Origin of the sequence: Pseudomonas sp. BIC9C, from assembly GCF_034541995.1 — a bacterium.
Taxonomy (GTDB): Bacteria; Pseudomonadota; Gammaproteobacteria; order Pseudomonadales; family Pseudomonadaceae; genus Aquipseudomonas; species Aquipseudomonas fluorescens_CC.
Genome location: NZ_JAWDGM010000008.1, coordinates 51,740 through 75,150, shown reverse-complemented (window position 1 = coordinate 75,150; position 23,411 = coordinate 51,740). Strand labels below are relative to the sequence as shown.

Annotated in this window: 21 protein-coding genes and 5 pseudogenes; 15 read left to right on the top strand and 11 right to left on the bottom strand. The window is 57.5% G+C overall.

Annotated features, from left to right (window positions below; translation table 11 throughout):
* Window positions 1-69 precede the first annotated feature (69 nt).
* Window positions 70-1,443, bottom strand: a complete 1,374-nt coding sequence (locus RS887_RS28025) for an IS1182 family transposase (RefSeq protein WP_322616531.1) — start codon at window positions 1,441-1,443, stop codon at window positions 70-72.
* 210 nt (window positions 1,444-1,653) lie between these two features.
* Here RS887_RS28025 and RS887_RS28020 point away from each other — a divergent pair, with 210 nt between their 5' ends.
* On the top strand, window positions 1,654-2,079 hold the full coding sequence (locus tag RS887_RS28020; RefSeq protein WP_322617931.1) for a GNAT family N-acetyltransferase: 426 nt from the start codon (window positions 1,654-1,656) through the stop codon (window positions 2,077-2,079).
* A gap of 19 nt (window positions 2,080-2,098) precedes the next feature.
* On the opposite strand, the gene RS887_RS28015 is transcribed toward RS887_RS28020, so the two are convergent.
* Window positions 2,099-2,689, bottom strand: coding sequence for a CGNR zinc finger domain-containing protein (locus RS887_RS28015; protein WP_322617930.1), 591 nt, complete (start codon window positions 2,687-2,689; stop codon window positions 2,099-2,101).
* A gap of 128 nt (window positions 2,690-2,817) precedes the next feature.
* Here RS887_RS28015 and RS887_RS28010 point away from each other — a divergent pair, with 128 nt between their 5' ends.
* On the top strand, window positions 2,818-3,699 hold the full coding sequence (locus RS887_RS28010; protein ID WP_322617929.1) for an alpha/beta hydrolase: 882 nt from the start codon (window positions 2,818-2,820) through the stop codon (window positions 3,697-3,699).
* Window positions 3,700-3,920: 221 nt separating this feature from the next.
* A pseudogene (locus RS887_RS28005) lies at window positions 3,921-6,043 on the top strand (TonB-dependent receptor).
* A gap of 79 nt (window positions 6,044-6,122) precedes the next feature.
* Here the strand turns inward: RS887_RS28005 and RS887_RS28000 are convergent.
* Window positions 6,123-7,022, bottom strand: a complete 900-nt coding sequence (locus RS887_RS28000; RefSeq protein WP_322617928.1) for a pirin family protein — start codon at window positions 7,020-7,022, stop codon at window positions 6,123-6,125.
* 122 nt (window positions 7,023-7,144) lie between these two features.
* Between RS887_RS28000 and RS887_RS27995 the strand changes: the two genes are divergently transcribed.
* On the top strand, window positions 7,145-8,056 hold the full coding sequence (locus tag RS887_RS27995) for a LysR family transcriptional regulator (protein WP_322617927.1): 912 nt from the start codon (window positions 7,145-7,147) through the stop codon (window positions 8,054-8,056).
* A gap of 167 nt (window positions 8,057-8,223) precedes the next feature.
* Here the strand turns inward: RS887_RS27995 and RS887_RS27990 are convergent.
* From RS887_RS27990 to RS887_RS27975, 4 genes and pseudogenes are all read right to left on the bottom strand, one after another.
* Window positions 8,224-8,676 (bottom strand): annotated as a pseudogene (locus RS887_RS27990) (zinc-binding dehydrogenase); the annotation flags it as partial.
* Window positions 8,677-8,688: 12 nt separating this feature from the next.
* A pseudogene (locus RS887_RS27985) lies at window positions 8,689-9,378 on the bottom strand (transposase); the annotation flags it as partial.
* A 100-nt stretch (window positions 9,379-9,478) separates the two neighbouring features.
* Window positions 9,479-10,078: a hypothetical protein gene (locus tag RS887_RS27980; protein ID WP_322617926.1), complete on the bottom strand. Its 600-nt coding sequence runs from the start codon at window positions 10,076-10,078 to the stop codon at window positions 9,479-9,481.
* Between the two features lie 377 nt (window positions 10,079-10,455).
* Window positions 10,456-10,809, bottom strand: coding sequence for a helix-turn-helix domain-containing protein (locus tag RS887_RS27975; RefSeq protein WP_322617925.1), 354 nt, complete (start codon window positions 10,807-10,809; stop codon window positions 10,456-10,458).
* A gap of 145 nt (window positions 10,810-10,954) precedes the next feature.
* Here RS887_RS27975 and gstA point away from each other — a divergent pair, with 145 nt between their 5' ends.
* Complete coding sequence (gene gstA / locus RS887_RS27970) at window positions 10,955-11,584, top strand: glutathione transferase GstA (RefSeq protein WP_322617924.1); 630 nt, start codon at window positions 10,955-10,957, stop codon at window positions 11,582-11,584.
* 344 nt (window positions 11,585-11,928) lie between these two features.
* Here gstA and RS887_RS27965 read toward each other — a convergent pair whose 3' ends face one another.
* Window positions 11,929-12,141: a DUF1059 domain-containing protein gene (locus RS887_RS27965; RefSeq protein WP_008001113.1), complete on the bottom strand. Its 213-nt coding sequence runs from the start codon at window positions 12,139-12,141 to the stop codon at window positions 11,929-11,931.
* A 437-nt stretch (window positions 12,142-12,578) separates the two neighbouring features.
* Here RS887_RS27965 and RS887_RS27960 point away from each other — a divergent pair, with 437 nt between their 5' ends.
* Window positions 12,579-13,424: an AraC family transcriptional regulator gene (locus RS887_RS27960; RefSeq protein ID WP_322617923.1), complete on the top strand. Its 846-nt coding sequence runs from the start codon at window positions 12,579-12,581 to the stop codon at window positions 13,422-13,424.
* A 45-nt stretch (window positions 13,425-13,469) separates the two neighbouring features.
* Here the strand turns inward: RS887_RS27960 and RS887_RS27955 are convergent.
* Window positions 13,470-13,978 (bottom strand): annotated as a pseudogene (locus RS887_RS27955) (YkgB family protein).
* A 673-nt stretch (window positions 13,979-14,651) separates the two neighbouring features.
* Between RS887_RS27955 and RS887_RS27950 the strand changes: the two are divergent.
* From RS887_RS27950 to RS887_RS27935, 4 genes are read left to right on the top strand one after another with little or no spacing between them, the layout of a single operon-like run.
* Entirely contained in the window at window positions 14,652-15,434 is a 783-nt protein-coding gene (locus RS887_RS27950; RefSeq protein ID WP_322617922.1) for a transporter substrate-binding domain-containing protein, read from the top strand.
* A gap of 55 nt (window positions 15,435-15,489) precedes the next feature.
* Window positions 15,490-16,218, top strand: coding sequence for an ABC transporter permease (locus RS887_RS27945; RefSeq protein WP_322617921.1), 729 nt, complete (start codon window positions 15,490-15,492; stop codon window positions 16,216-16,218).
* A complete protein-coding gene (locus tag RS887_RS27940) occupies window positions 16,215-16,925 on the top strand; it encodes an ABC transporter permease (protein ID WP_046031502.1) in 711 nt (236 codons plus the stop codon). Before RS887_RS27945 ends, RS887_RS27940 begins: the two co-directional genes overlap by 4 nt.
* Window positions 16,926-16,941: 16 nt before the next feature.
* On the top strand, window positions 16,942-17,706 hold the full coding sequence (locus RS887_RS27935) for an ABC transporter ATP-binding protein (protein WP_322617920.1): 765 nt from the start codon (window positions 16,942-16,944) through the stop codon (window positions 17,704-17,706).
* A gap of 236 nt (window positions 17,707-17,942) precedes the next feature.
* On the opposite strand, the pseudogene RS887_RS27930 reads toward RS887_RS27935, so the two are convergent.
* Window positions 17,943-18,856, bottom strand: a pseudogene (locus RS887_RS27930) (LysR family transcriptional regulator).
* A 116-nt stretch (window positions 18,857-18,972) separates the two neighbouring features.
* Here RS887_RS27930 and RS887_RS27925 point away from each other — a divergent pair.
* The 3 genes from RS887_RS27925 to RS887_RS27915 are packed head-to-tail and all read left to right on the top strand — an operon-like array spanning window position 18,973 to window position 20,999.
* Window positions 18,973-19,392, top strand: a complete 420-nt coding sequence (locus RS887_RS27925) for a nuclear transport factor 2 family protein (protein WP_322617919.1) — start codon at window positions 18,973-18,975, stop codon at window positions 19,390-19,392.
* Between the two features lie 3 nt (window positions 19,393-19,395).
* The gene (locus tag RS887_RS27920) at window positions 19,396-20,415 is read left to right on the top strand and encodes an SDR family oxidoreductase (RefSeq protein ID WP_322617918.1); all 1,020 of its coding nucleotides are present in this window, start codon (window positions 19,396-19,398) and stop codon (window positions 20,413-20,415) included.
* Window positions 20,416-20,456: 41 nt separating this feature from the next.
* Window positions 20,457-20,999, top strand: coding sequence for a histidine phosphatase family protein (locus RS887_RS27915; RefSeq protein ID WP_322617917.1), 543 nt, complete (start codon window positions 20,457-20,459; stop codon window positions 20,997-20,999).
* 274 nt (window positions 21,000-21,273) lie between these two features.
* On the opposite strand, the gene RS887_RS27910 is transcribed toward RS887_RS27915, so the two are convergent.
* Window positions 21,274-21,666: a GFA family protein gene (locus RS887_RS27910; protein ID WP_322617916.1), complete on the bottom strand. Its 393-nt coding sequence runs from the start codon at window positions 21,664-21,666 to the stop codon at window positions 21,274-21,276.
* Window positions 21,667-22,042: 376 nt separating this feature from the next.
* On the opposite strand from RS887_RS27910, the gene RS887_RS27905 reads away from it, so the two are divergent.
* Complete coding sequence (locus RS887_RS27905; RefSeq protein ID WP_111287413.1) at window positions 22,043-22,723, top strand: DUF3313 domain-containing protein; 681 nt, start codon at window positions 22,043-22,045, stop codon at window positions 22,721-22,723.
* A 159-nt stretch (window positions 22,724-22,882) separates the two neighbouring features.
* The gene (locus tag RS887_RS27900) at window positions 22,883-23,344 is read left to right on the top strand and encodes a hypothetical protein (protein ID WP_322618096.1); all 462 of its coding nucleotides are present in this window, start codon (window positions 22,883-22,885) and stop codon (window positions 23,342-23,344) included.
* Window positions 23,345-23,411 lie beyond the last annotated feature (67 nt).

Below are 23,411 nucleotides of genomic sequence, written 5' to 3'. Positions count from 1 at the left end.
GGCCCTTCGTTAACCTTTACTGCTCGGTTATTGGGTTAATTTGAGGTTTTTTGCTTCGTGCAGACGCACCTATCCCGTAGCAGGTGGCCCTTGAGAGGTAAATTTGGCCAGCCGTCGCAGGTTCTGCACCGCGGCGGCCAGCGTGAACTCATCGGACGCGCCACTCATACCACGTAGGCGCAAGCGATCCAGTTTCAGGATGCGCTTGAGGTGGGCAAACAACATTTCGACCTTCTTACGTTCGTGGCGAGAGCGCTGATACGCCGGCGTCGCTGCGATGCGTCGAGCCACATCACGCGCGGCTTCATGGACGCTGCGGACGATCTTGCGAATCGAAGTGTTCGGGCAGCACTTGGCTTTCATCGGACAGGCAACGCAGTCGGTCTGCCGGGATCGGAAGATGATGGTGTTGGCTTTGGTGACGTGCGAACGCTCGTTCTTGAAGGCTCGCCATTCGCTGCGCAATACGTTGCCGGCCGGGCAGCGGTATTCCTCAGCCTCTTCATTCCAGTGGAAATCGTTACTCGAAAAGCTGTCGTTCTTGCGCTCAGTTTTGTCCCACACTGGCACATGCGGTTCGATGTCTTTGTCCTCCACCATCCAGGCCAGCATCGGCGCTGTGCCGTAAGCGGTGTCGCCGATGAGGCGTTCCGGTTTGATGTCGAACTGCGCTTCAACCCGATCGATCATCGTCTTGGTGCTCTCGACTTCTGCGGTGCGATGAGCCGGTGTGGGTTCCACATCCATGATCACGCCGTGCTCGGTATCGATCAGATAATTCGTGGAGTAAGCGTAGAACGCTGGGCCGCCTGGAGCCGCGGTCCAGCGAGCCTGAGGATCCGTCAGCGACAGGCGCTTCGGTAGCGTTTCGGCCAAAGCCTCTTCATCGAGGCCTTCAAGGTACTCACGCACGGCGCGGGTGCTCAGGGCCGGATCGCTCCAGTTGATCGGTTCATCACCCGGTACGCCGCGCTGCCGACTCGCATCCGCTTTGATGATGCTGGCGTCCACGGCAAAGCCTTCGCCTTTAACCAGACCTGCGTCCATGCAGCGACGCAGCACTTCATTGAACAACCAGCGAAACAGCTCACTGTCCCGAAAGCGGCCGTGTCGATTTTTGGAAAAGGTCGAGTGGTTGGGGACTTCATCGTCAAGGTTCAACCGGCAGAACCAGCGATACGCCAAGTTCAAATGGGCCTCTTCGCACAACCGCCGCTCGGAGCGAATGCCGTAGCAATAGCCCACGATCAGCATGCGGATCATCAGTTCAGGATCAATCGACGGACGCCCAATCGGGCTATAGAAATCGGCGAGGTAATGGCGCAGGTCGTTCAGATCAAGACACCGATCAATGCTGCGCAGAAGGTGATTGGCGGGAATGTGATCTTCAAGGTTGAACGAGTAAAACAGCCGCTCCTGCCCACTCGATAACTGTCCCATCATGCTGCGTGCTTCCCTGCTGGCCAATGCAGAGATTTTGCCGCAGGCCAGACAGGGGAGCTACTTTTTCAACAGAATCGGTCGATAGAAGCCCGTTGTGATCAGCAGAATTCGGCCAAAAACGGAGGACGTGATGTAATCACTGATTCACCAAGGGGTGACAGGGACGGGATACCTTGTTGACCCAGTTACTCACCGCTCAGGGAGAGCACCATGCCTGTGAAAATACAGTTTTCGAACAATGTGAGTGAAGCAGAACGGCTGGGAATTTTGACCCCGTTGCTGGCCCATAACCTGGCCAACGGTGGAGACGACGCCCATGAAACATTTGCGCTGTTGCTACGAGACCCAGACAGCAACGAAGTCATCGGCGGACTGTACGGCAAGGTCTCTTATCGATGGCTGCTCATCGACCTCGTCAGCGTTCCCGAATCGATGCGTGGCCGGGGTATCGGAGAACGGCTAATGCGCATGGCCGAAGAAGTCGCGCAGAAAAAGCAGTGCATTGGTATCTGGCTGGAGACTTTCAGTTTTCAGGCACCCGGTTTTTATCGAAAGCTTGGCTACTCCGAATTTGGACGCCTGGAAGATTATCCACCAGGACATACCCGCCTCTATTACCAGAAATCGTTGCGCTGACCTTGAAGCGTTGTGGGCCTCAGTCTGCAGCGCTTTGACGTCGCTTGCGGAACTCGGCGACCTTATGCCGGTTTCCGCACAGCGCCATGCTGCACCAGCGCCGTTTGTGCGACTTGGTGCGGTCATAAAACATCAATGAACATTCGGGGCTTTCGCATTTGCGCACAAGGCTGAAATCGCCTTCGGCCAGCAACTCCGCGGCGGCGTAAGCGAGCCTGGCCAGACGCTGGTGGCCAGCATCACCCTGCTGGAACCAGTCCAGCACCGGCGCGCCCGCCTCCTCCCACACCAGTTGCGGCACTACTCGCAGCAGAAAGGCATTCAGCGGCGCCGGATCAGCCGCGCGGTTCTCTCGACGGGCGACAAGCCCGCTCTCGATGCAGTCGCGCAGCTTGCGCAATTGATCGAGCAAATGCCCGTCACCCACCGCCACTTCCGTCGCCGAACCGAAACCGATCTGCTCCAGCCAGCGCGCCACGTCGGCATCGCTGTTGAGCAGGTCGCGCCGCTGGCCTTCGACCATCATTCGGGTGTTTAGCAGATCCAGCGCCGGGTGGTCGGCCAGTACGAGCGGCGCGGGCAGGACAAAAGTGGTGACTGAGTCAGACATGGCAATCTCCCGGGAATCAATGCGCAGATTGTAACCCACAAAAATTATTTGACCAGTTACATAACTCGTGCAAAATGGAATCGTGTAACCAGTATTACTAATTTAACAAGTTACAATGGAGATGAGCCATGGCCACGCCCCAGCACACCAACGTTGCCTGCAAATTCGCCGAAGCCGACGGCGTCAAGGTTTTCTACCGCGAAGCGGGTGCTGTCGATGCACCCGTGCTCTTGCTGCTGCACGGCTTTCCCAGCTCGTCGCACCAGTTCCGAGAACTGATCCCGCTGCTCGCAGACAAGTACCGCCTGATTGCCCCGGATCTGCCCGGTTTCGGTTTTACCGAGGTTCCCATCGAACGCAACTACGTCTACACCTTCGATGCCATCGGCGAGACGATCCGGCAGTTTGTCGATGTGCTGGAACTCAAGCGTTACGCGATGTATTTCTTCGACTACGGCGCCCCCACCGGCCTGCGATTGGCGCTGGCCTACCCGGAGCGGGTCAGCGCGATTATTTCGCAGAACGGCAATGCTTATCTCGAAGGCCTGGGAGATGCCTGGGCGCCGATCCGTGTGTATTGGGCCGAGCCGTCACAAGCCAATCGCCAGGTGATCAACGATGCCATCCTGCACCTGGAAGGCACACGCTGGCAGTATGTGGAAGGCGTGAGCGACCCTGAACTCATTGCACCCGAGGGTTATTATCTGGACGCGCTTTTGCTGGAGCGGCCCGGTAACAAGGACATCCAGCTCGATCTGTTTTATGACTATCAGAACAACCTGAAACTGTATCCGGCGTTCCAGCAATTCTTCCGGGATACCCAAGTGCCAACGCTGGCGATCTGGGGCAAGGGCGATCCGTTTTTCATTCCGCCAGGCGCCGAGGCCTACAGGCGTGACAACCCGAATACGGTGGTCGAGTTGCTGGATACTGGCCACTTCGCGCTGGAGACCCACGCCGAGCATATTGCTCAGCGAATTGTTGAAGTCGTGGGCAGCCATATCAACTGAGATTTGCACTGTCGGCGCGATGCCTTGTTCGTGCCGACAGTGCCTGTACCCCAACAAAACCTGGTGCGGCGAAGCACCTACCTCCCTCTGAAAGTACAGCCGATAGAGAAAGTTGAGACGATTGTTCTGATTTGAGCCAGCCGCCTGTATCGAAATGATATGTATTTACTTACAAAAGATAATCGTTATTATTCGCGCGCTAATTCACACACAAGGTGTCCATGGTGGCTCTATCGCGCATTTACCCAGCCTCTCTGTCGTTGCTGGGCGTTCTCGTCGTACCTGATCTACAGGCAGATACCGAGCCTGCTCTGACCCTGCCGGCAACCGCCGTAACCAGTGAGTACAACGAGCAGAGCTATATGCCGACCGAGAGCAGGAGTGCGCTGAAGATCGATGCCCCGCTACGCGATATTCCGCAAACGGTGAACGTGATTCCCCAGAGCGTGATCAAGGACCAGGGCGCGCAGTCGATGGAAGACGTGCTGAAGAATGTCCCGGGGATCGGTCTGTCCAATGGCGATGGCCAGCGCGATCAGGTCACCATCCGCGGCTTCAGTGCCATCGGCGACATGTACATCGACGGTATCCGTGACGACGCCCTGTACTTCCGCGATCTGTCCAATGTCGAGCGTGTGGAAGTGATCAAGGGGCCCGCAGCGGTGCTCTATGGCCGCGGCTCATCCGGTGGCCTGATCAACAGCATCAGCAAAAAGCCCAACTTCGCCCCCAAACAGGAAGTGGGTGTCAGCTTCGACAGCGAGGGTAAAAAGCGCACGCAGTTCGACGCTGGCTGGGCCGATCAACAGCAGACCGACAAGGCATTCCGGGTGACCGGTGCGCTGGAAAACAGCGATACCTTCCGCGATGACGGCTATATCGACCGCAAGGCCATTGCACCTTCGGCCTATTTCAAGCTCTCCGACGATCTGGAGCTGAACCTGGGTGCCAGCTATCTGTATGACAGGCGCCTGATCGACTTCGGCATCCCGGCGCGAGGCGATCGTCCGGTCGATGTGGACCGCGACAAACGCTTCGGTGCTGCCGACCCGGATGACGACTACACCCGCAGCGAGGTGTTTTCGTTCACGGCCGGTATCGACTACCGGATCAACGACGACTTCAGCCTGAGCAACACCAGCCGCTACTACCACTACGACCTGGATCGCAACAATACACTCGCCGATTCCAGCCCGACACGCTTCGTCACCGCCGCCAACGGCGAACTGTTGGTCAAGCTCAATCGTGGCAATGTGCAGCGCAAGGAGGATGGCTGGTTCAACCAGACCGAGCTGAAGCAACAGGCCAGGCTCGCGGGAATGAACCACAGCCTGCTCTATGGCGTGGAACTTGGGCGCCAGGTCAAGGATCAGTCCGTGTTCAGCCAGAACAACGTGGCGCAAGTACCGGTGTACCGCGATGGACTGGTCGACGTGCCGTTCCAGGCCAACCGGCAAACTGCCAAGGGCACCAATACCCAGGACACAGCCGGTTTCTACGTCCAGGATCTTATCGAGTTGGCGCCAAAGTGGAAGGCGCTGCTGGGCGTGCGTTATGACGTGTTCGACCAGGAATATTCCGACGACCTGACGCACAGTTCCCTGTCCCGAACCGATACCACCTGGAGCCGCGAGTCGGCCTGATTTATCAGCCTGATCAGGTTCAGTCCTATTACGTCTCGGTGAGTCGTTCCTACCAGCCTTCTGCTGAAATGTTCGCCCTGAGTACGACGAACCAGGACCTGGAACCAGAAGAGACCACCAACGTCGAGATCGGCGGCAAATGGGACCTGCTCGACAATCGCCTGGCGTTGACGGCGGCGCTGTTCCGTCTGGAACGCACCAATATGAAAACCACCGATCCGGCGAACCCGAGCAAACTGGTACTTGCGGGTGAGCAGCGTACCGATGGTCTCGAACTGACCGCCAGCGGACAGTTGAGCGACAAATGGCAGGTCTATGCCGGTTACGCCTATCTGGATGCCGAGATCACCCAATCCAACAGCCGTACCAACGGTGTCGCCAACGAAGGTCAGACCCCGACCCTGACCCCGCGCCACAGTGCCAATCTGTGGCTGGTACGCTCTTTGACACAGGAATGGCGTGTAGGCATGGGGGCGAACTATGTCGATGACCGTTACACCTCCCTGGATAATCAGGTGGTCATGCCGGCCTACACCACGGTGGACGCAGCCTTGCTCTACAACCTGCCGAAATGGGACTTGGCCCTGCGTTTGCGTAATGTTTTCGACAAGGACTATTACGCCTCGGCGCATGGCTCCGTGGATCTGATCACACCCGGTGCACCACGGACTCTGGAATTGAGCACCAACTACCGATTCTGAGTACGGTTCTCAGAACAAAGCCCGGTAGTGCAACACTGCCGGGCTTTTTTTTGAAATAGGCTCCACATTGACGCTCTGGTTACTTGAACACGGGCACGCTGGCTGACCCGTTCGGCTTATTCAGGTATTCACGCAGCCGGGCACCCATCTCGGCAATTTTCGCCTCCCCGGTACGCAAGGCTTGCGGGTTGGTATGCACCGAGTAGTTTCCCAACGCAAGATCGTAAGGATGAGGCTCCGCGGAGCCGATCACGAAGACCGTATCGTTGTACATGGCCTTGAGCGTAACGGTGCCGCTACCGGGCTCGAAGACGACCATTTCTCCCGCCATGATCACCTCCGGTGCGCTGAGGGATCCGCGACTGACACTCAACCACAACGACTCATGCCCCTTGGGTGGAACATAGCTCCAGGATTCTCCAGCAGGCAGCGTGACCAGCAGGTAATTCATGCCAGCGGGAGCGCGGACCGGGCTTTGCACACCCTGGTACGTCCCCAGGACCAAACGCGCCGGTCCCGTTTGCGGCATCACGCTTGACTCAAGATATTGGCTATCGACACTGGCGTTTTCCAGCGCCGGCGGTAGTGCAACCCACAGTTGAAAACCTTGAATGCGCTTCGATGTACCGACCGACATTTCCTTGCCGTGCCAGACTCCACCACCCGCGCGCATCCATTCAACACCGCCATAATCAATCATCCCCGTACCCGAATCGGCATCCTCAAAACGCAAATTGCCTTCGGTAATGACGGTGACAGTGGCGATGCCCGAATGCGGATGAAGCTGCATGCCGTTGATGAATGAGCTCTCGCCTTCAAACAGGTCAAGGAACACAAAAGGCTTGATCAGGTGGCCGAGGTCCGAAGGGCTCATCAACCGGGCAATCGCGCCATGCCTACTGCCGGTGGTGCGGTAGCGGATGGCCCGCTGGGTAACGGTGTCTTGTGTATCGATATGCGGTTGTTGCTGGAAAGGCATCGTGAATACTCGAAGTTGGCGGCCTTTCGGCCCGATGCTCCAGACAATAGGCCCGGCCCGATTACTTGATAAGGCGGTACAATTGGATTGCACTCATCCACCAGCATCAGGAATGCCCCGCCATGCTCGACCTCAATGACATCGCCATGTTTGTGCAGGTAGTACACTGCGGCAGCTTTGCAGAAGCCGCGCGACGGCTGGGCATGCCACCCAATACCGTGAGTCGGCGCATCCAGCAGCTTGAAACGCGGCTCGGCACTCGGCTGCTGCAACGCTCCACTCGCAAGCTCACGCTCACCAGTGCAGGCCAGGGCTTTCATGAGCGTTGCGTGGGTGCCGTCGATGACCTGCTTGAAGCGGGACAGGATTTGATCACGGGCAGTGGCGAGCCCAGTGGTCGGGTGCGCGTGGCGGCTCCGGCAGACTTTTTCGACTTCTTCGAGATGGCGTGGGTAAGCGAGTTTCTGACCGCGTATCCACGGGTGCGACTCGACTTCGTGCTCAGCGATGCGAAGGCCGACCTGATCGCCGAGCAGATCGATGTCGCCTTTCGCGGCGGCCCCTTGCGCGATTCAGGCTATGTCGGTCGTCAGATCCTTGACCCGCGCAGCGTCGGGATGGTCGCCAGCCCCGACTACCTCGCGGCGCGTGGCTCACCCCGCACGCTGCAGGACCTGGCGAGCCACGACTGCGTGATTTCCGCGCATCCCGGCGGCCACGCCACATGGCATTTGATCGGCCCGAAGGGTGAGGAAGAAATACAAGTGACCGGGCGCTTCAGCGGCAATACCGCTCAGTCGCTGCGCAAGGCCGCTGTGGCGGGCCTCGGCATCGCGCTGCTGCCGCCGCTGATGGCCAAGCTCGAATTGGATGCTGGCGTACTGGTCCCGGTGTTACCTCAATACCAGCCCAACGGCTACGGCCTGAACGTGCTGTATCCGAGCCGCCGACAGCTTCCGCCCGCTGTGTCGGCGTTCATCGGTTTGGTGATTCGGAAAATGAATGCGGTAGATGTACCGCAGGTGTATCAGTAACCGCCCCCAATGCCGGCAACCCGGTGTCATCAACGTACTCGATCCTGGTGACGCGAGAGCAATGTCTCGCTGCCAGTCCAGATCAGATCAGGGAGAACGGCGGACAACCAGTTAGTCAGATCCTTCTGACAACTTGCCTGATCCTGTTGGGGCTGACTGGCTACGACTTATCGGGTTGTATCGAGGACAAGCCTGCCGCGTAAATGACGGCCCATGCTTTTCTCGATCGCCACTTTGGCCTCGCTCAACGGGTATGCCTCGACGTCGACCCTGAGGTGGCCTTTGTCGAACAATTCGGCAATGAGCGAGAGCTGTCGGCCATCGGAACGGGTGGCAAAGTTCGCGGGGGTCACACCATAGTCGTTGGCCAGCGACATGTTCGGCAGGCTCACCGGCGATACCAGCACACCGTTTCTTTTCAGCACCTTGAACGAACGGTTTTGCGTTTCGCCGCCTACCAGATCCAGTACGACATCGACACCGGCCACCAGCTCGTCGAATGCCTGGGTCCTGTAGTCGATGGTGTAGTCGGCCCCGAGGTCCTTCAGGTAGGCATGATTGTGCGCAGAGGCCGTTGCGTAGACTTCAGCGCCCAGGTATTTGGCAATCTGCACGGCCATGCTGCCCACACCACCGGCAGCGGCATGGATCAGATAATTCGTGGAGTAAGCGTAGAACGCTGGGCCACCTGAAGCAGCGGTCCAGCGGGCTTGAGGATCCGTCAGCGATAGACGTTTCGGCAGCGTTTCGGCCAGAGCCTCTTCATCAAGCGCCTCAAGATACTCACGCACGGCGCGAGTGCTCAAGGCCGGATCGCTCCAGTTGACCTGTTCATCGCCCGGTACACCGCGCTGCCGGCTGGCGTCCGCCTTGATGATGCTGGCGTCCACGGCAAAGCCTTCACCCTTGACCAAGCCTGCGTCCATGCAGCGACGCAGCACTTGATTGAACAGCCAGCGAAACAGCTCGCTGTCCCGAAAACGGCCGTGTCGATTTTTGGAGAAGGTCGAGTGATTGGGGATTTCATCTTCAAGGCTTAACCGGCAGAACCAGCGATACGCCAGGTTCAAATGGGCCTCTTCGCACAGTCGCCGCTCAGAGCGGATGCCATAGCAGTAGCCGACGATCAGCATGCGGATCATCAGTTCTGGATCAATCGAAGGACGTCCAATCGGGCTATAAAAATCGGCGAGGTAATGGCGCAGCTCGCTCAGATCGAGACACTGATCAATGCTGCGCAGTAGGTGATTGGCGGGGATGTGATCGTCGAGATTGAACGAGTAAAACAGCCGTTCCTGCCCACTCGATAACTGTCCCATCATGCTGCGTGCTTCCCTGCTGGCCGATGCAGAGATTTTGCCGCAGGCCAGACAGGGGAGCTACGCTTTCAACAGAATCGGCCAAAAGTAGTCACTCATTTTCTCACTGCGCAAACGACTTACTGATTGCCACCTTAAGCATAGGTTTTGCTGCCTCACGCAATAGCTGGCCATGAGCGCCGACAACATGTTCAAAATCAAGCGCCAGCAATCTCTCGAAGTCAGGGACCAGGCTCCCACCCTGCGGAGTAACCCGTTTCAACCATGGCCCACCAATAAGTAATGTCAGCTCAAAACCCATCAGCCGCAGAATGCATCGGGTCAGGAAAGTCGTGTAACTCCAGTCGGCCCAATATTGAATGCTGTCAGTGGTGATCAGTAATTTCAGATCCTCCAGAAGCAGGCAGGCTTCCGGGAACCTCGCCGCCTCGTACACAAAAAACTGCGCATTTGGCACCGGTGGAATTGCTGCGCTGCTGATTACATGACTTGCTATGGGGAGCTTGTAAGTATCCGGTGGTGATTGGCACCAGAATTCTGCCTGATATCGATCCACGTAAAATCGATCATCTAGACCATGGAAATCACCAAGGCGCATGACATGGCTAATGGAGCCCAAGCGTTCCAGCGTAATGAGTGCTTCATCGTTCAGGCGCACAGGATTGATGAGGGTCAGCTCGTCCCCATTTTTGACGATGACCATGTTCCTGTTCATGCGCATTCCGGGGCCGATCCTGATGCTGCCATGTACTAGATAAACGTTTTCGAAAATGGGGGTGATCGGGTCGTGAGGGAAGGCGGTTGGGTACACTGTCTATTCCTTGTGAAGTTCATTCCATCCACTCCCTTGCGTGAAAAAATCAACGCAAGAGTGGTAACGCTAACCTTACCTTGGGACGATCCGAGCATCCATAACAAAACATGGCCCTACAACGCTCGCCGACCGTTCTCTGTTTGACGTCGTTGCTTTCCTGTCTCGAAGGGCGCTTTCACCGATCAGTCTTCTGGCAATTTGAGAAAACCGACTTTTTCAACAGAATCGACCCTTTGCGGATATTGCTCCTTGCACGCAGGCACTGATTAAACCTGATTCTGTTCATCCAGTGGCAAGAGCGTTTTCCCACTCTGCTTCAGCCACAAACCAAAGTCTTTCATTACGCTGACGACGGGCCTGAGCCTGTTGCCGTCCTCGGTCAGTTCGTACTCCACTTTGACGGGCACCGTCGGGTACACGGTGCGCTTCACCAGACCGACTTCCTCAAGTGCTCGCAGGTCAAGCGTGAGCATCCGCTGCGAGATACCCGGTACATCCCGCCGCAACTCATTAAAGCGCTTGGGCCCATCGAGCAGATAGGACACCAGCAGAAGGCGCCACCGGCCACCCAGCAGGCGCATGGCTTCCTCCACTGAGCAGCCTGTCACGTTCTTTTTCATGGAGTCTCCGTTGGATATTCCAGGTATATATTATGTACCTAGATGATAAAAAAGTGCCTTCTTCCATTTATATACCATATTCCTAAGATGGTCATTCATCACTTCCTGGATGGAGGTGATGACCAGACCAATTAGGAGATCGCTCGTGAAGCTCTACTACATCCCAGGCAGTTGCTCGCTTTCACCTCATATTGTGATAAACGAACTGGGTCTTGATGTCACGCTGCTCAAGGTCGATCACCGGGAGCACACCCTGGACGGTGGCGCCGACTATTACGACGTAAATCCTCTCGGCTATGTGCCAGTTCTTGAATTGGCAGAAGGAACCAGGCTTCGTGAGGGCTCGGCGATTGTGCAGTATCTTGCTGACCAAAAACCCGAAATGGGGTTGGCGCCACCCAACGGAACGCTGGAACGGTATCGGCTGCAAGAATGGCTGGGCTTTTTGACATCGGAAATCCACAAGGGCTTCATTCCGCTGCTTTACGCCGGGTTGGCCGGCAGGTATGTGGACACTGCCAAGCCGAAGCTGGAGGCCCGCTTTGAGTGGATAGACAAGCAACTTGCTGACCGGCAGTTTGTGCTCGGTGACACGTTCACTGTTGCTGATGCATACCTCTTTGCACTGACCGGCTGGGGGCAGGCGGATTGGTTGACGTCTTACTACAAGGCCGGGATTTATTTCGACGATCTTGAACATCTCCAGGCCTGGTACGCTCGGGTGCGTCAGCGGCCAGCAGTTCAAAAGGCACTCAAGGTCGAAGGGCTGGAATGAGGTCCTGTCGCTGCGAGGTGCTGTTGAACATTTAACTGACGGATAGCCTGCAATATCAGCTACCGCAATTTGTTTAATTGCAGTACGGCCAGGTCCATCCCATTGCTTCTGGCCGATAGCAGTCTGTTGAATCAGCTTGAGCTTGGCTTGAATGAACACGCAGCCACATTAAACAAGCTCTCCAAAGTAGCCCCAAGGAGCAGCCATCGGCAGTTCCTTGGGGATCTCCTTCGTCATTCAGATTGTGCCAGGCATAAAAAACTACCCTCAGGCCTGCGGAACTCATCGAAATGAGCCTTGTAGGTGCTTATCGATGACAATCACTCCTCTGAAACCCCTGGGTGCTAAGCAGGACGCGGTGCTTCAACAGGCGGGGTTCCGTCGTGAAACATCGTCTTCAGTTGAGCACGCAGTTCTGGTGAGTCGGTGTGCTTGTGAACACTGACCGCATGCTGCGCGGCGGCCTCGAGCAGTTCGTTTTCAGAGTCTGCGGACAGTGCGATTGAGCAGTGGGAATCACTCGGAAACTCGCGGCAGTCGATGTATTTACGCGCCATGAATGTTTTCCTCCCTACGACGAAGGCAGGCCGTGGCCTGCGTGAACGATCGCTCGACGCGTCCCCCATAGATCAAACACGACTGCATGCCACATCGAGTGTGCCGATCGTTAAAGTATAGGCCCACCGATGTCAGGGTAGTTGTGCCAGACATAGAACACGGCCGCGCGGAAACAGGGAACAGATCACGACGGCTCGGCATTTACCTGAAATCGTGGTCTGTCCCTTTTTATGTTGGTTACGTGGCAACTACTAATGACTTCACATAGCCGGTTTCTGCCTACCGTGACGGGCAGAAATCAACCCATAGCAGCCCGTCGCTTCAGGCGCAGATGCACCGATAGTGGCCAGTCAACAAGTACAGCATTTGAGCCACGTCGGACCGCAAGCTGTCGATGATATGATCCAGGCGTCTATATCTCGCCAAGAGATCGCCCATGGATCGCTTGTCTACGTTGTTGTCGCAGTTCGGCGTGCGCGCAAACCTGTTTTACAACGGCAAGCTGTGCGGCCTGGCGTCCTACGATGGCGCTGAACGACGTGGTTATATCCACCTGCTGCAGGCCGGTAGCGTCACTTTGCTGGGGCCCGATCGCAAGGGTTTGCTACTGACCCGGCCCAGCCTGATTTTTATGCCACGCCCCTGCAGGCATCAACTGTTGGCCGGTGAGTCCGAGGGTGCTCAACTGTTGTGTGCGTCAATGGAGTTCGGGGGCGGGGTCGATAATCCGTTGTCCACTTCGTTACCCGATTGTCTGGTGCTGTCCCTGGATGAGCTGCCAATGCTGGCCGATACGCTGAAATGGATGTTCGGCGAGGCGGCGGGTGCGCATTGTGGCAGGGAGGCAGCGCTGGATCGCTTGTTTGAACTGCTGATCATTCTGTTGTTTCGGCATCTGCTCGATCATCAACAGTTGCGTACCGGAATGATGGCCGGACTGGCCGATTCGCGGCTGGCGCGCTCTCTGGTGCAAATTCACAACGCACCTCATCGTGCCTGGTCAATTGCGGAACTTGCGAGCGAGTCGAACATGTCTCGCGCGGCCTACGCAGTGCATTTCCGGACTGTTATCGGGCAGACGCCTGCCGATTATCTGTTGAGTTGGCGTATCAGTCTGGCGCAGAAGCGTCTGCGCGAAGGACGGTCGATTACGCTGATCGCCGCCGAGGTCGGCTATGAAAGTCCTTCGGCACTTGCACGCGCGTTTCGACGCAAGACGGGTTACAGCCCTCGGGACTGGATGAAAGATCTGGCAGGAGAAGATGATGGGGCAATGGCCTGAAACTATCGAACTGCTTCAGGCCATCCCGGGAGGTCGATCATCGGTTTAACGGCTTTCCAGTTCAGTCAGAGAATGGCCGGCCACAAATATCGAAGCGGCAAGCAACCCGATGTCTTTAAGAAGAAACTGGCCCGGCGCACCGTAATGGCTGGAAAACCGAGGCCGGGTTCAATCACGCCGGGAGTCGAGAACATGAAGCTCAAGGTCGTGAAGAACAGTCCGGCAGACAGCGCACCACCAATCAATGAAAGCTTGGGTGACAGCAAGCGACCTGCAATCAGAACACCGATCGAGACCTCCAGAACGCCGAGCAGACTGGAGAAGGTATCGACACTGAAAATCTCATAAACCCAACCCAGGAAAGGGCTGTTGCTCACCAGCGGAACCAGTCCGACGGCTTCATAGTGCGTGAACTTCATCCCGCCGAACCAGAAGTAAATGACGGCGAGCGCAAAGTAAGCACCGTAGGTGCCAAGCGCCATGGTTTTGATCCCGAGTGTTGAATGGTTTTGTGCGTTGTTGGCTCTGTAGTTCTCGATACTCAAGGTTTTCATGATCAAGGCTTCCAATAGTGTGGTGAGGAACGCTAGTCAGCAACCCGGCGCGGTGTGCGTTGGGAGTGGAGACAGTGTCGCCGTTGATTCCACGCTCATGGCTTCTGAACGTATTGTGTTCAGTGCAGATCGTCTTGTCTCATTGCAGGTCTTGAATGCGCAGGTGCTCTGAAATAAAGGCGATGAACTCCCGGGTTCGGGCCGGAACATAATCGCCGGCCGCCCTGAGTCGGGGCGCACGCTTGAGCTACTAGTCGCCTACAGAGACGTTGACCGAGTCCTGTAAGTTGGCCGTAAGTGCTTTCATGGGGCAGATGCGCCAAAGTGAACAGCATTACGATACGTGTTCGATCATCGATGCTGCTGGCGCATCAAGGATTGAGCCAGGAAAGTCGGCGCCCTTGATCTCACACTTTGTTACCGCATACCCCAGCCGGGTGTAAAAACCTGCATTGGTAACAACCTCGCTGGCTGCCTCCCCCCTTCGCTCACCTGCCTGCCAAGCCCATCCCAGAGCGCTGCGCGCGTTTTCTCAATCGCCCAATCCGCGAATTGGCCGGGTGATTGCATATGATTGTCTGTACAAGTACTTGCGTGTGCATAGGACATTTCGCCACGCAGTACACGCGCTCTTGCGGCACAAGCGCTTCCGATGGTCCTTGGGAATAAAATAATGAAAAAAGCATTTCTCACCCTTTCTGCATTGGCTTTGTGTGTGGCTGCCGGTTCTGTGCTGGCCAAGGAGTACAAGGAGTTGCGCTTTGGCGTCGACCCCTCTTATGCACCGTTCGAATCCAAGGCCGCCGATGGCAGCCTGGTGGGCTTCGATATCGATCTGGGCAACGCGATCTGCGCTGAGCTGAAGGTCAAGTGCAAGTGGGTTGAAAGCGACTTCGACGGCATGATTCCCGGCCTCAAGGCCAACAAGTTCGATGGCGTGATCTCCTCCATGACCGTCACGCCGGCGCGTGAGAAAGTCATCGATTTCTCAAGCGAGCTGTTCTCTGGCCCGTCCGCGCTGGTATTCAAGAAAGGCGCAGCCATCGGCACCGATCCGGCCTCCCTCAAGGGCAAGAAAGTCGGCTACGAGCAAGGCACCATCCAGGAAGCCTACGCCAAGGCCGTGCTGGACAAGGCCGGGGTAGAAACCCAGGCCTACGCCAACCAGGACCAGGTGTACGCCGACCTGATCACCGGACGCCTCGATGCCTCGATCCAGGACATGCTGCAAGCCGAACTGGGCTTCCTGAAGTCGCCACAAGGCGCCGACTTCCAGGTCAGCGAGCCGGTCGAAAGCCCCCTGCTGCCAGCCAAAACCGCCGTGGGCCTCACCAAGGGCAACGCCGAGCTTCAGGCCTTGCTGAACAAAGGTCTCAAGGCACTGCACGACAATGGCACCTATGCCGCCGTCCAGCAGAAGCATTTTGGCGATCTGAATCTCTACAGCGGCAAATAATGACCCTGCGCCCATTTCCGGATGGGCGCTTTCTGGATTGACGTAGGGCTGCCCAATGCTAGAAAACCTGTTGATGATCCTGGGGCTGTCAGGCTTCAGCCTCAAGGGCTTTGGCCCGCTGTTGCTGCAAGGCTCCTGGATGACTGTCAAATTATCCTTTCTGTGCTTGCTGGTGAGTGTTGGCCTGGGCCTGATCGGCGCCAGCGCCAAGCTTTCGAAATCGGCACTGCTGCGCGTCCCTGCGCAGGCCTACACCACGCTGATCCGCGGGGTGCCGGACCTGGTGCTGATGCTGTTGATCTTCTACAGCCTGCAAACCTGGCTGACCGGCCTGACCGAAGCACTGGGCTGGGACTATATCGAAATCAACCCCTTCAGCGCCGGGGTCATTACCCTGGGCTTCATCTACGGGGCTTATTTCACCGAAACCTTCCGTGGCGCCATCCTTGCCGTACCCCGCGGGCAGATGGAAGCGGCTACCGCCTACGGCCTGACCCGCGCCCAGCGCTTTCGCCTGGTGGTGTTCCCGCAAATGATGCGTTTTGCCCTGCCGGGCATCGGTAATAACTGGATGGTGATCCTCAAGGCCACCGCGCTGGTGTCGATCATTGGCCTGGCCGATCTGGTCAAGGTGGCTCAGGACGCGGGCAAGAGCTCCTATCAGCTGTTCTTCTTCCTGATGCTGGCCGCCTTGATCTATCTGGTGATCACCACCGTTTCGAACTACGTCTTGCGCCGGATGGAAATCTTCTACGCCGCAGGCACCCGGGAGGCCGTGCGATGATCGAGCTACTGCAGGAATACTGGAAACCTTTCCTGTTCCAGGACGGCAATCACATCACCGGGCTGGCCATGACCCTCTGGCTGCTCAGTGCCTCGATCTTCTTCGGCTTCGTGATGTCGATCCCGCTGTCGATTGCCCGGGTCTCGACCAATGTCTGGGTGCGCTGGCCGGTGCAGTTCTACACCTATCTGTTTCGGGGTACGCCACTCTATATTCAGCTGCTGATCTGTTACACCGGCATTTACAGCCTGGCCGCGGTGCGTGCTCAGCCAGTACTGGATGCGTTCTTTCGCGATGCGATGAACTGCACCATCCTGGCCTTCGCCCTGAACACCTGCGCCTACACCACGGAGATCTTCGCCGGGGCGATTCGCAGCATGAACCACGGTGAAGTCGAAGCGGCCAAGGCCTACGGGCTGACCGGCTGGAAGCTGTACACCTACGTGATCATGCCATCTGCCCTGCGTCGCTCGCTGCCTTACTACAGCAACGAAGTGATCCTGATGCTGCACTCCACCACCGTGGCCTTCACCGCGACCATCCCGGACATTCTGAAAGTCGCGCGGGACGCCAACTCGGCGACCTTCCTGACCTTCCAGTCGTTCGGCATCGCCGCGTTGATCTACCTGGCAGTCACTTTCTCCCTGGTCGGTCTGTTCCGCCTGGCTGAACGCCGTTGGTTGTCCTTCCTCGGCCCGGCTCACTAATTCAGGATACTTGTTCATGTACAAACTGACCGTTGAAAACCTGCACAAAAGTTACGGCAACCATGAAGTCCTCAAGGGTGTTTCGCTAAACGCCAGGACCGGCGATGTGATCAGCCTGATTGGCGCCAGTGGTTCGGGCAAGAGCACCTTTCTGCGTTGCATCAACTTCCTGGAGACGCCCAACGATGGCGCCATGAGCCTGGACAACCAGCCGATCAAAATGGTCCATGACCGCCACGGCATGCGTGTGGCCGACGCCAATGAACTGCAACGCATCCGCACGCGCCTGGCGATGGTGTTCCAGCACTTCAACCTGTGGAGCCACATGACCGTGCTGGAAAACATCACCATGGCCCCGCGCCGAGTGCTGGGCGTCAGCAAGAAGGACGCAGAGGATCGCGCCCGGCGTTACCTGGACAAGGTCGGTTTGCCGGCACGGGTTGCAGATCAATACCCGGCGTTTCTCTCGGGTGGTCAACAGCAACGGGTCGCCATTGCCCGTGCCCTGAGCATGGAACCGGAGATCATGCTGTTCGACGAACCGACCTCGGCCCTGGACCCGGAACTGGTGGGCGAAGTACTCAAGGTGATCCAGGGCCTGGCCGAAGAAGGCCGGACCATGATCATGGTGACCCACGAAATGAGCTTTGCGCGCAAAGTGTCGAACCAGGTGCTGTTCCTGCACCAGGGGCGGGTCGAAGAGCAAGGTGCGCCCGAGGACGTATTGGGCAACCCCAAAAGCGAGCGCTTGCAGCAATTCCTCAGCGGCAACCTGAAGTAACCGCAGCGCCTTCGAGCGACCGCAGGGTCGCTCGAAGGCGCTGGCTCAACCCTCGAAACGCCCGCTGAACGATTTAGTCAATCTGTTGCGTCCACCGGTTGAATCCACAGTTGTACGCGGTCCTTCGCGGCAGGCTTCAGTCGGCCGAAAGCGGTCCTTCTCTTTTCTCGCCAGACTAAGGTTGCGACCGCAGTTCCGATTGTTTTCCACCATTACCGTACAACCTGCAAGCTGCCTTATACGCCCATTTCGGGGCGACCCACCAAGAAGCAACCTTCGTCACTTTCCATGGAAAGGGCTTCAAGCAACACCTGCTCCAGGATGACAAAAAAACATTTGATGTGAGCCTGTTTCAATGCCTGCGGCCGGGTCACCAGATAGACTTCCATATCTGGAAGCTGGAGATCCGGGAACAGCCCGATCAGATCCTTCGCCAGAATACGGGGCAGCACCGCCACGCCCATACCTCGCCTCACCGATTCGAGCTGAACCGCGAACGAGCTCACGCTGATCTGCGTGCGGTCCAGACCCGCGGCCTTTGCCAAACGCATTTGCGGCAACATGTCCAGCGGAGGCAGCAAGCCAATATTGACCGCAGTGGCCGGAGTCAGCCCTGGAAACCGCTTCACATAACCTGCATCGGCGAAGACACCGTAAGCGAGCCTGCCTATGGAGCGATAAATCAGCGACGGTTCGCCCAGATGAGTCGTGCGTACAGCAATGTCTGCGACGCCGCGGACGATCTTGTGAAAGTCGGCTGTTATCAGCAACTCCACCGAGCATCGCGGATGCAGAGTGGTGAAGCGACTCGCGGCCTCCAGCACGCAAGACGAGAACCCCTCCCCTGCACTGACCACGACACTGCCAGACAGCTCTGTGTGCAGTTCGGACATGCCCGTAACGGTTTGACGCCTCAAGCCCGCTTCTGCAGCCAGGGCAACGTCCACGAGGGATTGGCCTCGCGGGGTCAACCTGCACCCTTCAACTCCCCGCTCGACGAGTGGCTCGCCAAGTGCGCCTTCAAGTTGGGTCAGCCGTCGCGCCACAGTAGACGCAGCGACCCCAGCAATTGGCCGGCCTGAAGAAAGCTGCCACGTCGCGAGACTGCCAACAGCAGGCGAAGATCGTCCCAGTTTGCTTGCAAAGCCATGCTTCATATCTTCCCTGATCCGCAAATTTGCAAATCCATTATGCAGCAGTCGCTGTTTTTCGGCAGAGGCGTCAACGGTATATCTACACCCCCTCGAAAAGAATGGAATGGACTGTATGACCACTGGCCCCAACGACTATGCGGAACGCGCCGCCAGCGCCTTTAATCGCCGGGACCTGGAGGCGATGCTTGCGCTGGTTTCCGAAGACTTCATCTACTTCGATGGCATGGGGATACAAACCGGTCGCGAGGCCATGCACAAGCGAGAGCGCGCATTACTCGAAGCGTTCCCCGATGCCAGGGTGACCTTGAGCCCATTTATCGTCACTGACGATCGTTTGGCACTGACCGCCCTCCTGACCGGCACCTTCACTGCACCATTAGTGCTGTCGGACCGGGTGATTCCACCCCATGGACGCCACATTGCCGCGTACTACGCCGCACACTTCACCTTCCGAGACGGGCTGGCCATACGTGAAGAGGCCTTCTTTGACAGTGCGGTGTTGATGCCGTTAGCCGATCAGCGTGAGGGTTGACACATGCATAACACATTCGTCACTGGCGCGACCGGCTTGTTGGGCAACAACCTGGTACGCGAATTGGTCGCTCGTGGCTGCGTGGTCAAAGCCCTGGTCCGTTCAAGAGCCAAAGGTGAACAACAATTCAAGCATTTGCCGGGTGTGGAACTGGTGGTGGGTGACATGGCCGATGTCGACGCGTTCGCAGCGTCGCTGCAAGGCTGCGATACGGTGTTCCACACCGCCGCGTTCTTTCGCGACAACTACAAGGGCGGCAGCCACTGGGAGGAACTTGAAAAGATTAATGTGTCCGGTACACGGAGCCTGCTTGGTCAGGCCTACCGCGCTGGTATACGACGGTTCGTCCATACATCTTCCATTGCCGTGCTCGACGGCGCTCCCGGCACTTCAATCGATGAAACCTGCCTGCGGGCCGACGCCGACGCGGATGACTATTACCGCAGCAAGATCCTCGCCGACCGTATCGTCTTGTCATTCCTGGAAGTCCATCCCGAGATGCATGCCTGTATGGTCCTGCCTGGCTGGATGTGGGGGCCTGCCGACATTGGCCCGACCTCCTCGGGACAGTTGGTCAACGATGTCGTACGCGGCAAATTGCCCGGACTGATCCCCGGTAGCTTCTCCGTTGTCGATGCCCGCGATGTGGCATTGGCGCAGATCACCGCAGCCAGGCATGGGCGCCGAGGTGAGCGCTATCTCGCGGCGGGCCGGCCTATGACAATGCGTGAGCTGGTGCCCGTTCTTGGGCGTATCGCAGGCGTCAAGACACCCGTTCGACAACTACCGCTGCCCTTTCTATATGCCTTGGCGGCTGTGCAGGAAATCTATGCGCGTATTACCGGCAAACCCATTCTGCTGAGCATGGCCACCTTGCGCCTGTTGGTACGAGAAAAGGACCGCACCTGTTTCAATCACGGCAAGAGTGAACGAGAGCTTGACCTGAGTTTCCGGGCGCTGGAGCAAACAATCACCGACACCGTGGCGTGGTACCGTGATCACGGTTGGTTTGAAACACACTAGGACAAGGACGCAAGCAGACAGTGAGCAGAAAGATAATCCTGATGCGTCACGGCCAGCCAAAGCTGGTCGCAACCGACAAAATGTCAGCGCTCGATATGAAAGACTGGATCGAACAATACAACCGGTCCGAAATTACCAACCAACCCGTCCCGGATGCCAGCCTGCAGCTCGCCGCAACCGCCACGGTGATTGTCTCGAGCAACGCGCCTCGCGCGCTGACTTCCGTCCAGGCTCTTGGCCTGAAGCCCACCCTCGTCGACGCGCTTTTCCGTGAAGCGCCACTGCCTTATGGTCACTGGAAACTGCCACGGCTATCGCCGTTTACCTGGGCATTTATCCTTCGAATCCTATGGCTGTGCGGTTATTCACGCAGTGTCGAATCCGTCGGCACTGCGAGGGTGCGCGCCCGCACGGCAGCGCATCGACTTCAGTCCCTTGCCAGCGAAGGACCGGTTTTGCTGCTCGGTCATGGCTTTATGAACCGAATGATCGCCAGACAACTGGAGGCAGATGGATGGACTCGCCAAAAACGTAACGGCAGCCAATATTGGAGTGCGACGGTGTATCAAAATGGTGGTGTTTGAAAGGTGAGAATTTCGGTTTTAAAGAGATCGGTGAAATCTCCATCAAAACTGACCGAGCTGAAATTGGTAGGGTTGTAACGACATCCAGGAAGCCCACCGCTACCTCGAAGCCAATCAGCAGATCGGAAAAGTGGTGGTCACCGTCGGATCTCCGCAGGGATGGGATGGACGACGGGAATACTTCCAGCCCTGTTCCTATCCCGAGCCGAGCCGAATGTCCGCATTGGGTTGCGGCTTCCCGATGAAGACCATGGCGTACAGCAACTTGTGCCCGCTAGTCCTCAAATCGCCCCGTGGAATCCCGGTCGCGTTCGTAGTGTCGTGTGAGCGGAAACGGCGGCAACCAGGCCTCGCGACGCACGACCCAGCTCTCGTAGGTTGGCGTCAGCTGGTCTGGGGCATCCAGGGATCCGAGGTTCACTTCGATTTCGTCTGCGCTGCGTGCGAACACGGACGAACCGCAGTGCGGACAGAAATGCCGCCCGGCGTAGTCGCGTGTTTCGCCTTCGATCGTCACGGCATCCTGATGAAAAATCGCGGACGCGTGAAACAGCGCCCCATGATGCTTGCGGCAATCGAGACAGTGACAGACGCCAACCCGGAAGGGGCGCCCTGACGCGACCAGGCGCACCTTGCCGCACAAACAACCACCGGTGAATCGGTCCATGCAGTGTCTCCTCTGAAACCACACCGTCAACCTGATCGGTACCGGCCATTCGCGCGATTGCCAATTGTAGGTCGATTCGGTGTTCACCCCAAGGTCGTCAGGCCAAGGGTGGTGGATGCGCCAATGCCGACACAACGCCTCCACGTCCAGCCCGGCACGGCCACTCACCTCCCCTGTGTTTAACAGTTTTTGAGAGTTATTGATTCGGATTATCCCGCTGCTGCAGGCAGCATTCGGCCCGCATTGACGGCGTGCAAGCACCTGCTTTGCGTAACCGACTGGCGAGTACCCGTGCCCGAATGCAAGGCACCCAGACCAATACCTGGCGCCAGATCGGAACCCGAATGACAATTTTCATCACTTGAGAACCAAACACATGGGCATGTCGAATAAATGGATTGCGGGTATTGCTTTGAGCTGTGTATTTCAGGTCGGCTGTGTCTCGAAAGTGGCGCAGCAAGAGCAATACTCGGGTTTCCTGGGCAACTACCAAGGCCTGGAGGAGCAAACTACACCGAGTGAGCAGAAGGTATTGCGCTGGGTATCGCCGGGGTTCGATCCTCGCGCGTACTCCACAGTGGTGTTCAGGCAAATGGAGCTGTATCCAGCGCCGAAGCCGACCGCGCGCGTCAGCCTGAAGACACTGCAAGACTTGCAATTGATGGCCAGCAACAGCGTCAAGACCGCCTTTGCCCGTCGTTACACAATCGTCCCTTATCCGCAGCTGGCGCCAACCAATTCGCGATCGCTGATCCTGCAGGCGGCGATCACTCACGTCAGCGCCAACAACGAAGGCATGCACTGGTATGAGGCCGTTCCAATCGGGGCCATTGTCGGGGCAACACAAGCAGCCACCGGGCATCGGGACCAGACCGCCGAGATGTACATCGAAGCCAACCTGATCGACTCCAAGACCGGTTTGCCGGTCGCGAAGGTCGTTCGCAAGGTGTTCGGTGGGACACTCGATAACGCCGAGCAGCCGATTGTCGCCAATGACTTCAAGGTTGCACTCAAAGGCATGACCGACGATATGCAGGCCCTCCTCCTCAAGCATTGACGCTCAAGCAAACCCCATCGCAAACGTCGCAGTGCCTGCCGTCCAGCGGCATTGGAAGGCATGGCAAGCAGACCGGCATGGGGTTTCGAAGTGGCGCCAAGCCGCGTTTACCCTCTGACAAACCGTTAGCCGCGCCGACGCCTGACGTGAGGTTCAATGATGAAAATACTGGCCCATACCTTAGCGGCCCTTATGGTGTTACTGAGCACCGGCGCCCAGGCGGCGACGGTGATCCCCCTCAAAGGTCAGACTTCCCAGACCATCCAGCAGGACACCAGTGCCTGCCAATCCCAGGCCAACGCGCAATATCCGGTACAAGGCACCGTGCCTTCCGGCGGCCGGGTAAAGGGCGCCGCAACCGCCGCGGTAGCCGGGGCCGCCGCGGCAGAAGTCCGGGGCCGCCAGCATGAAAACGTCTATGACCAGATCGACGACGACACCAAGCAAGACTATCGCCAGAACCGGGCACGCAGCGCCGCGGCTGCGGGCGCCGTCGTGGGGGCTTCCAGGCAGCGACAGGAGCGCCGGCAGAACCTCAATGCGAGCCAGCAAAGCACCACTGCCAGCAACTCGGTCTATAGCAGTTGCCTGCAACAACGAGGCTACGATGTTTTGCCTTGATCGGCGGCAAAGATGACCCGAAACCTTTATCGACCTTCCGGTCCATGACTCAACGAATCAAACCGAA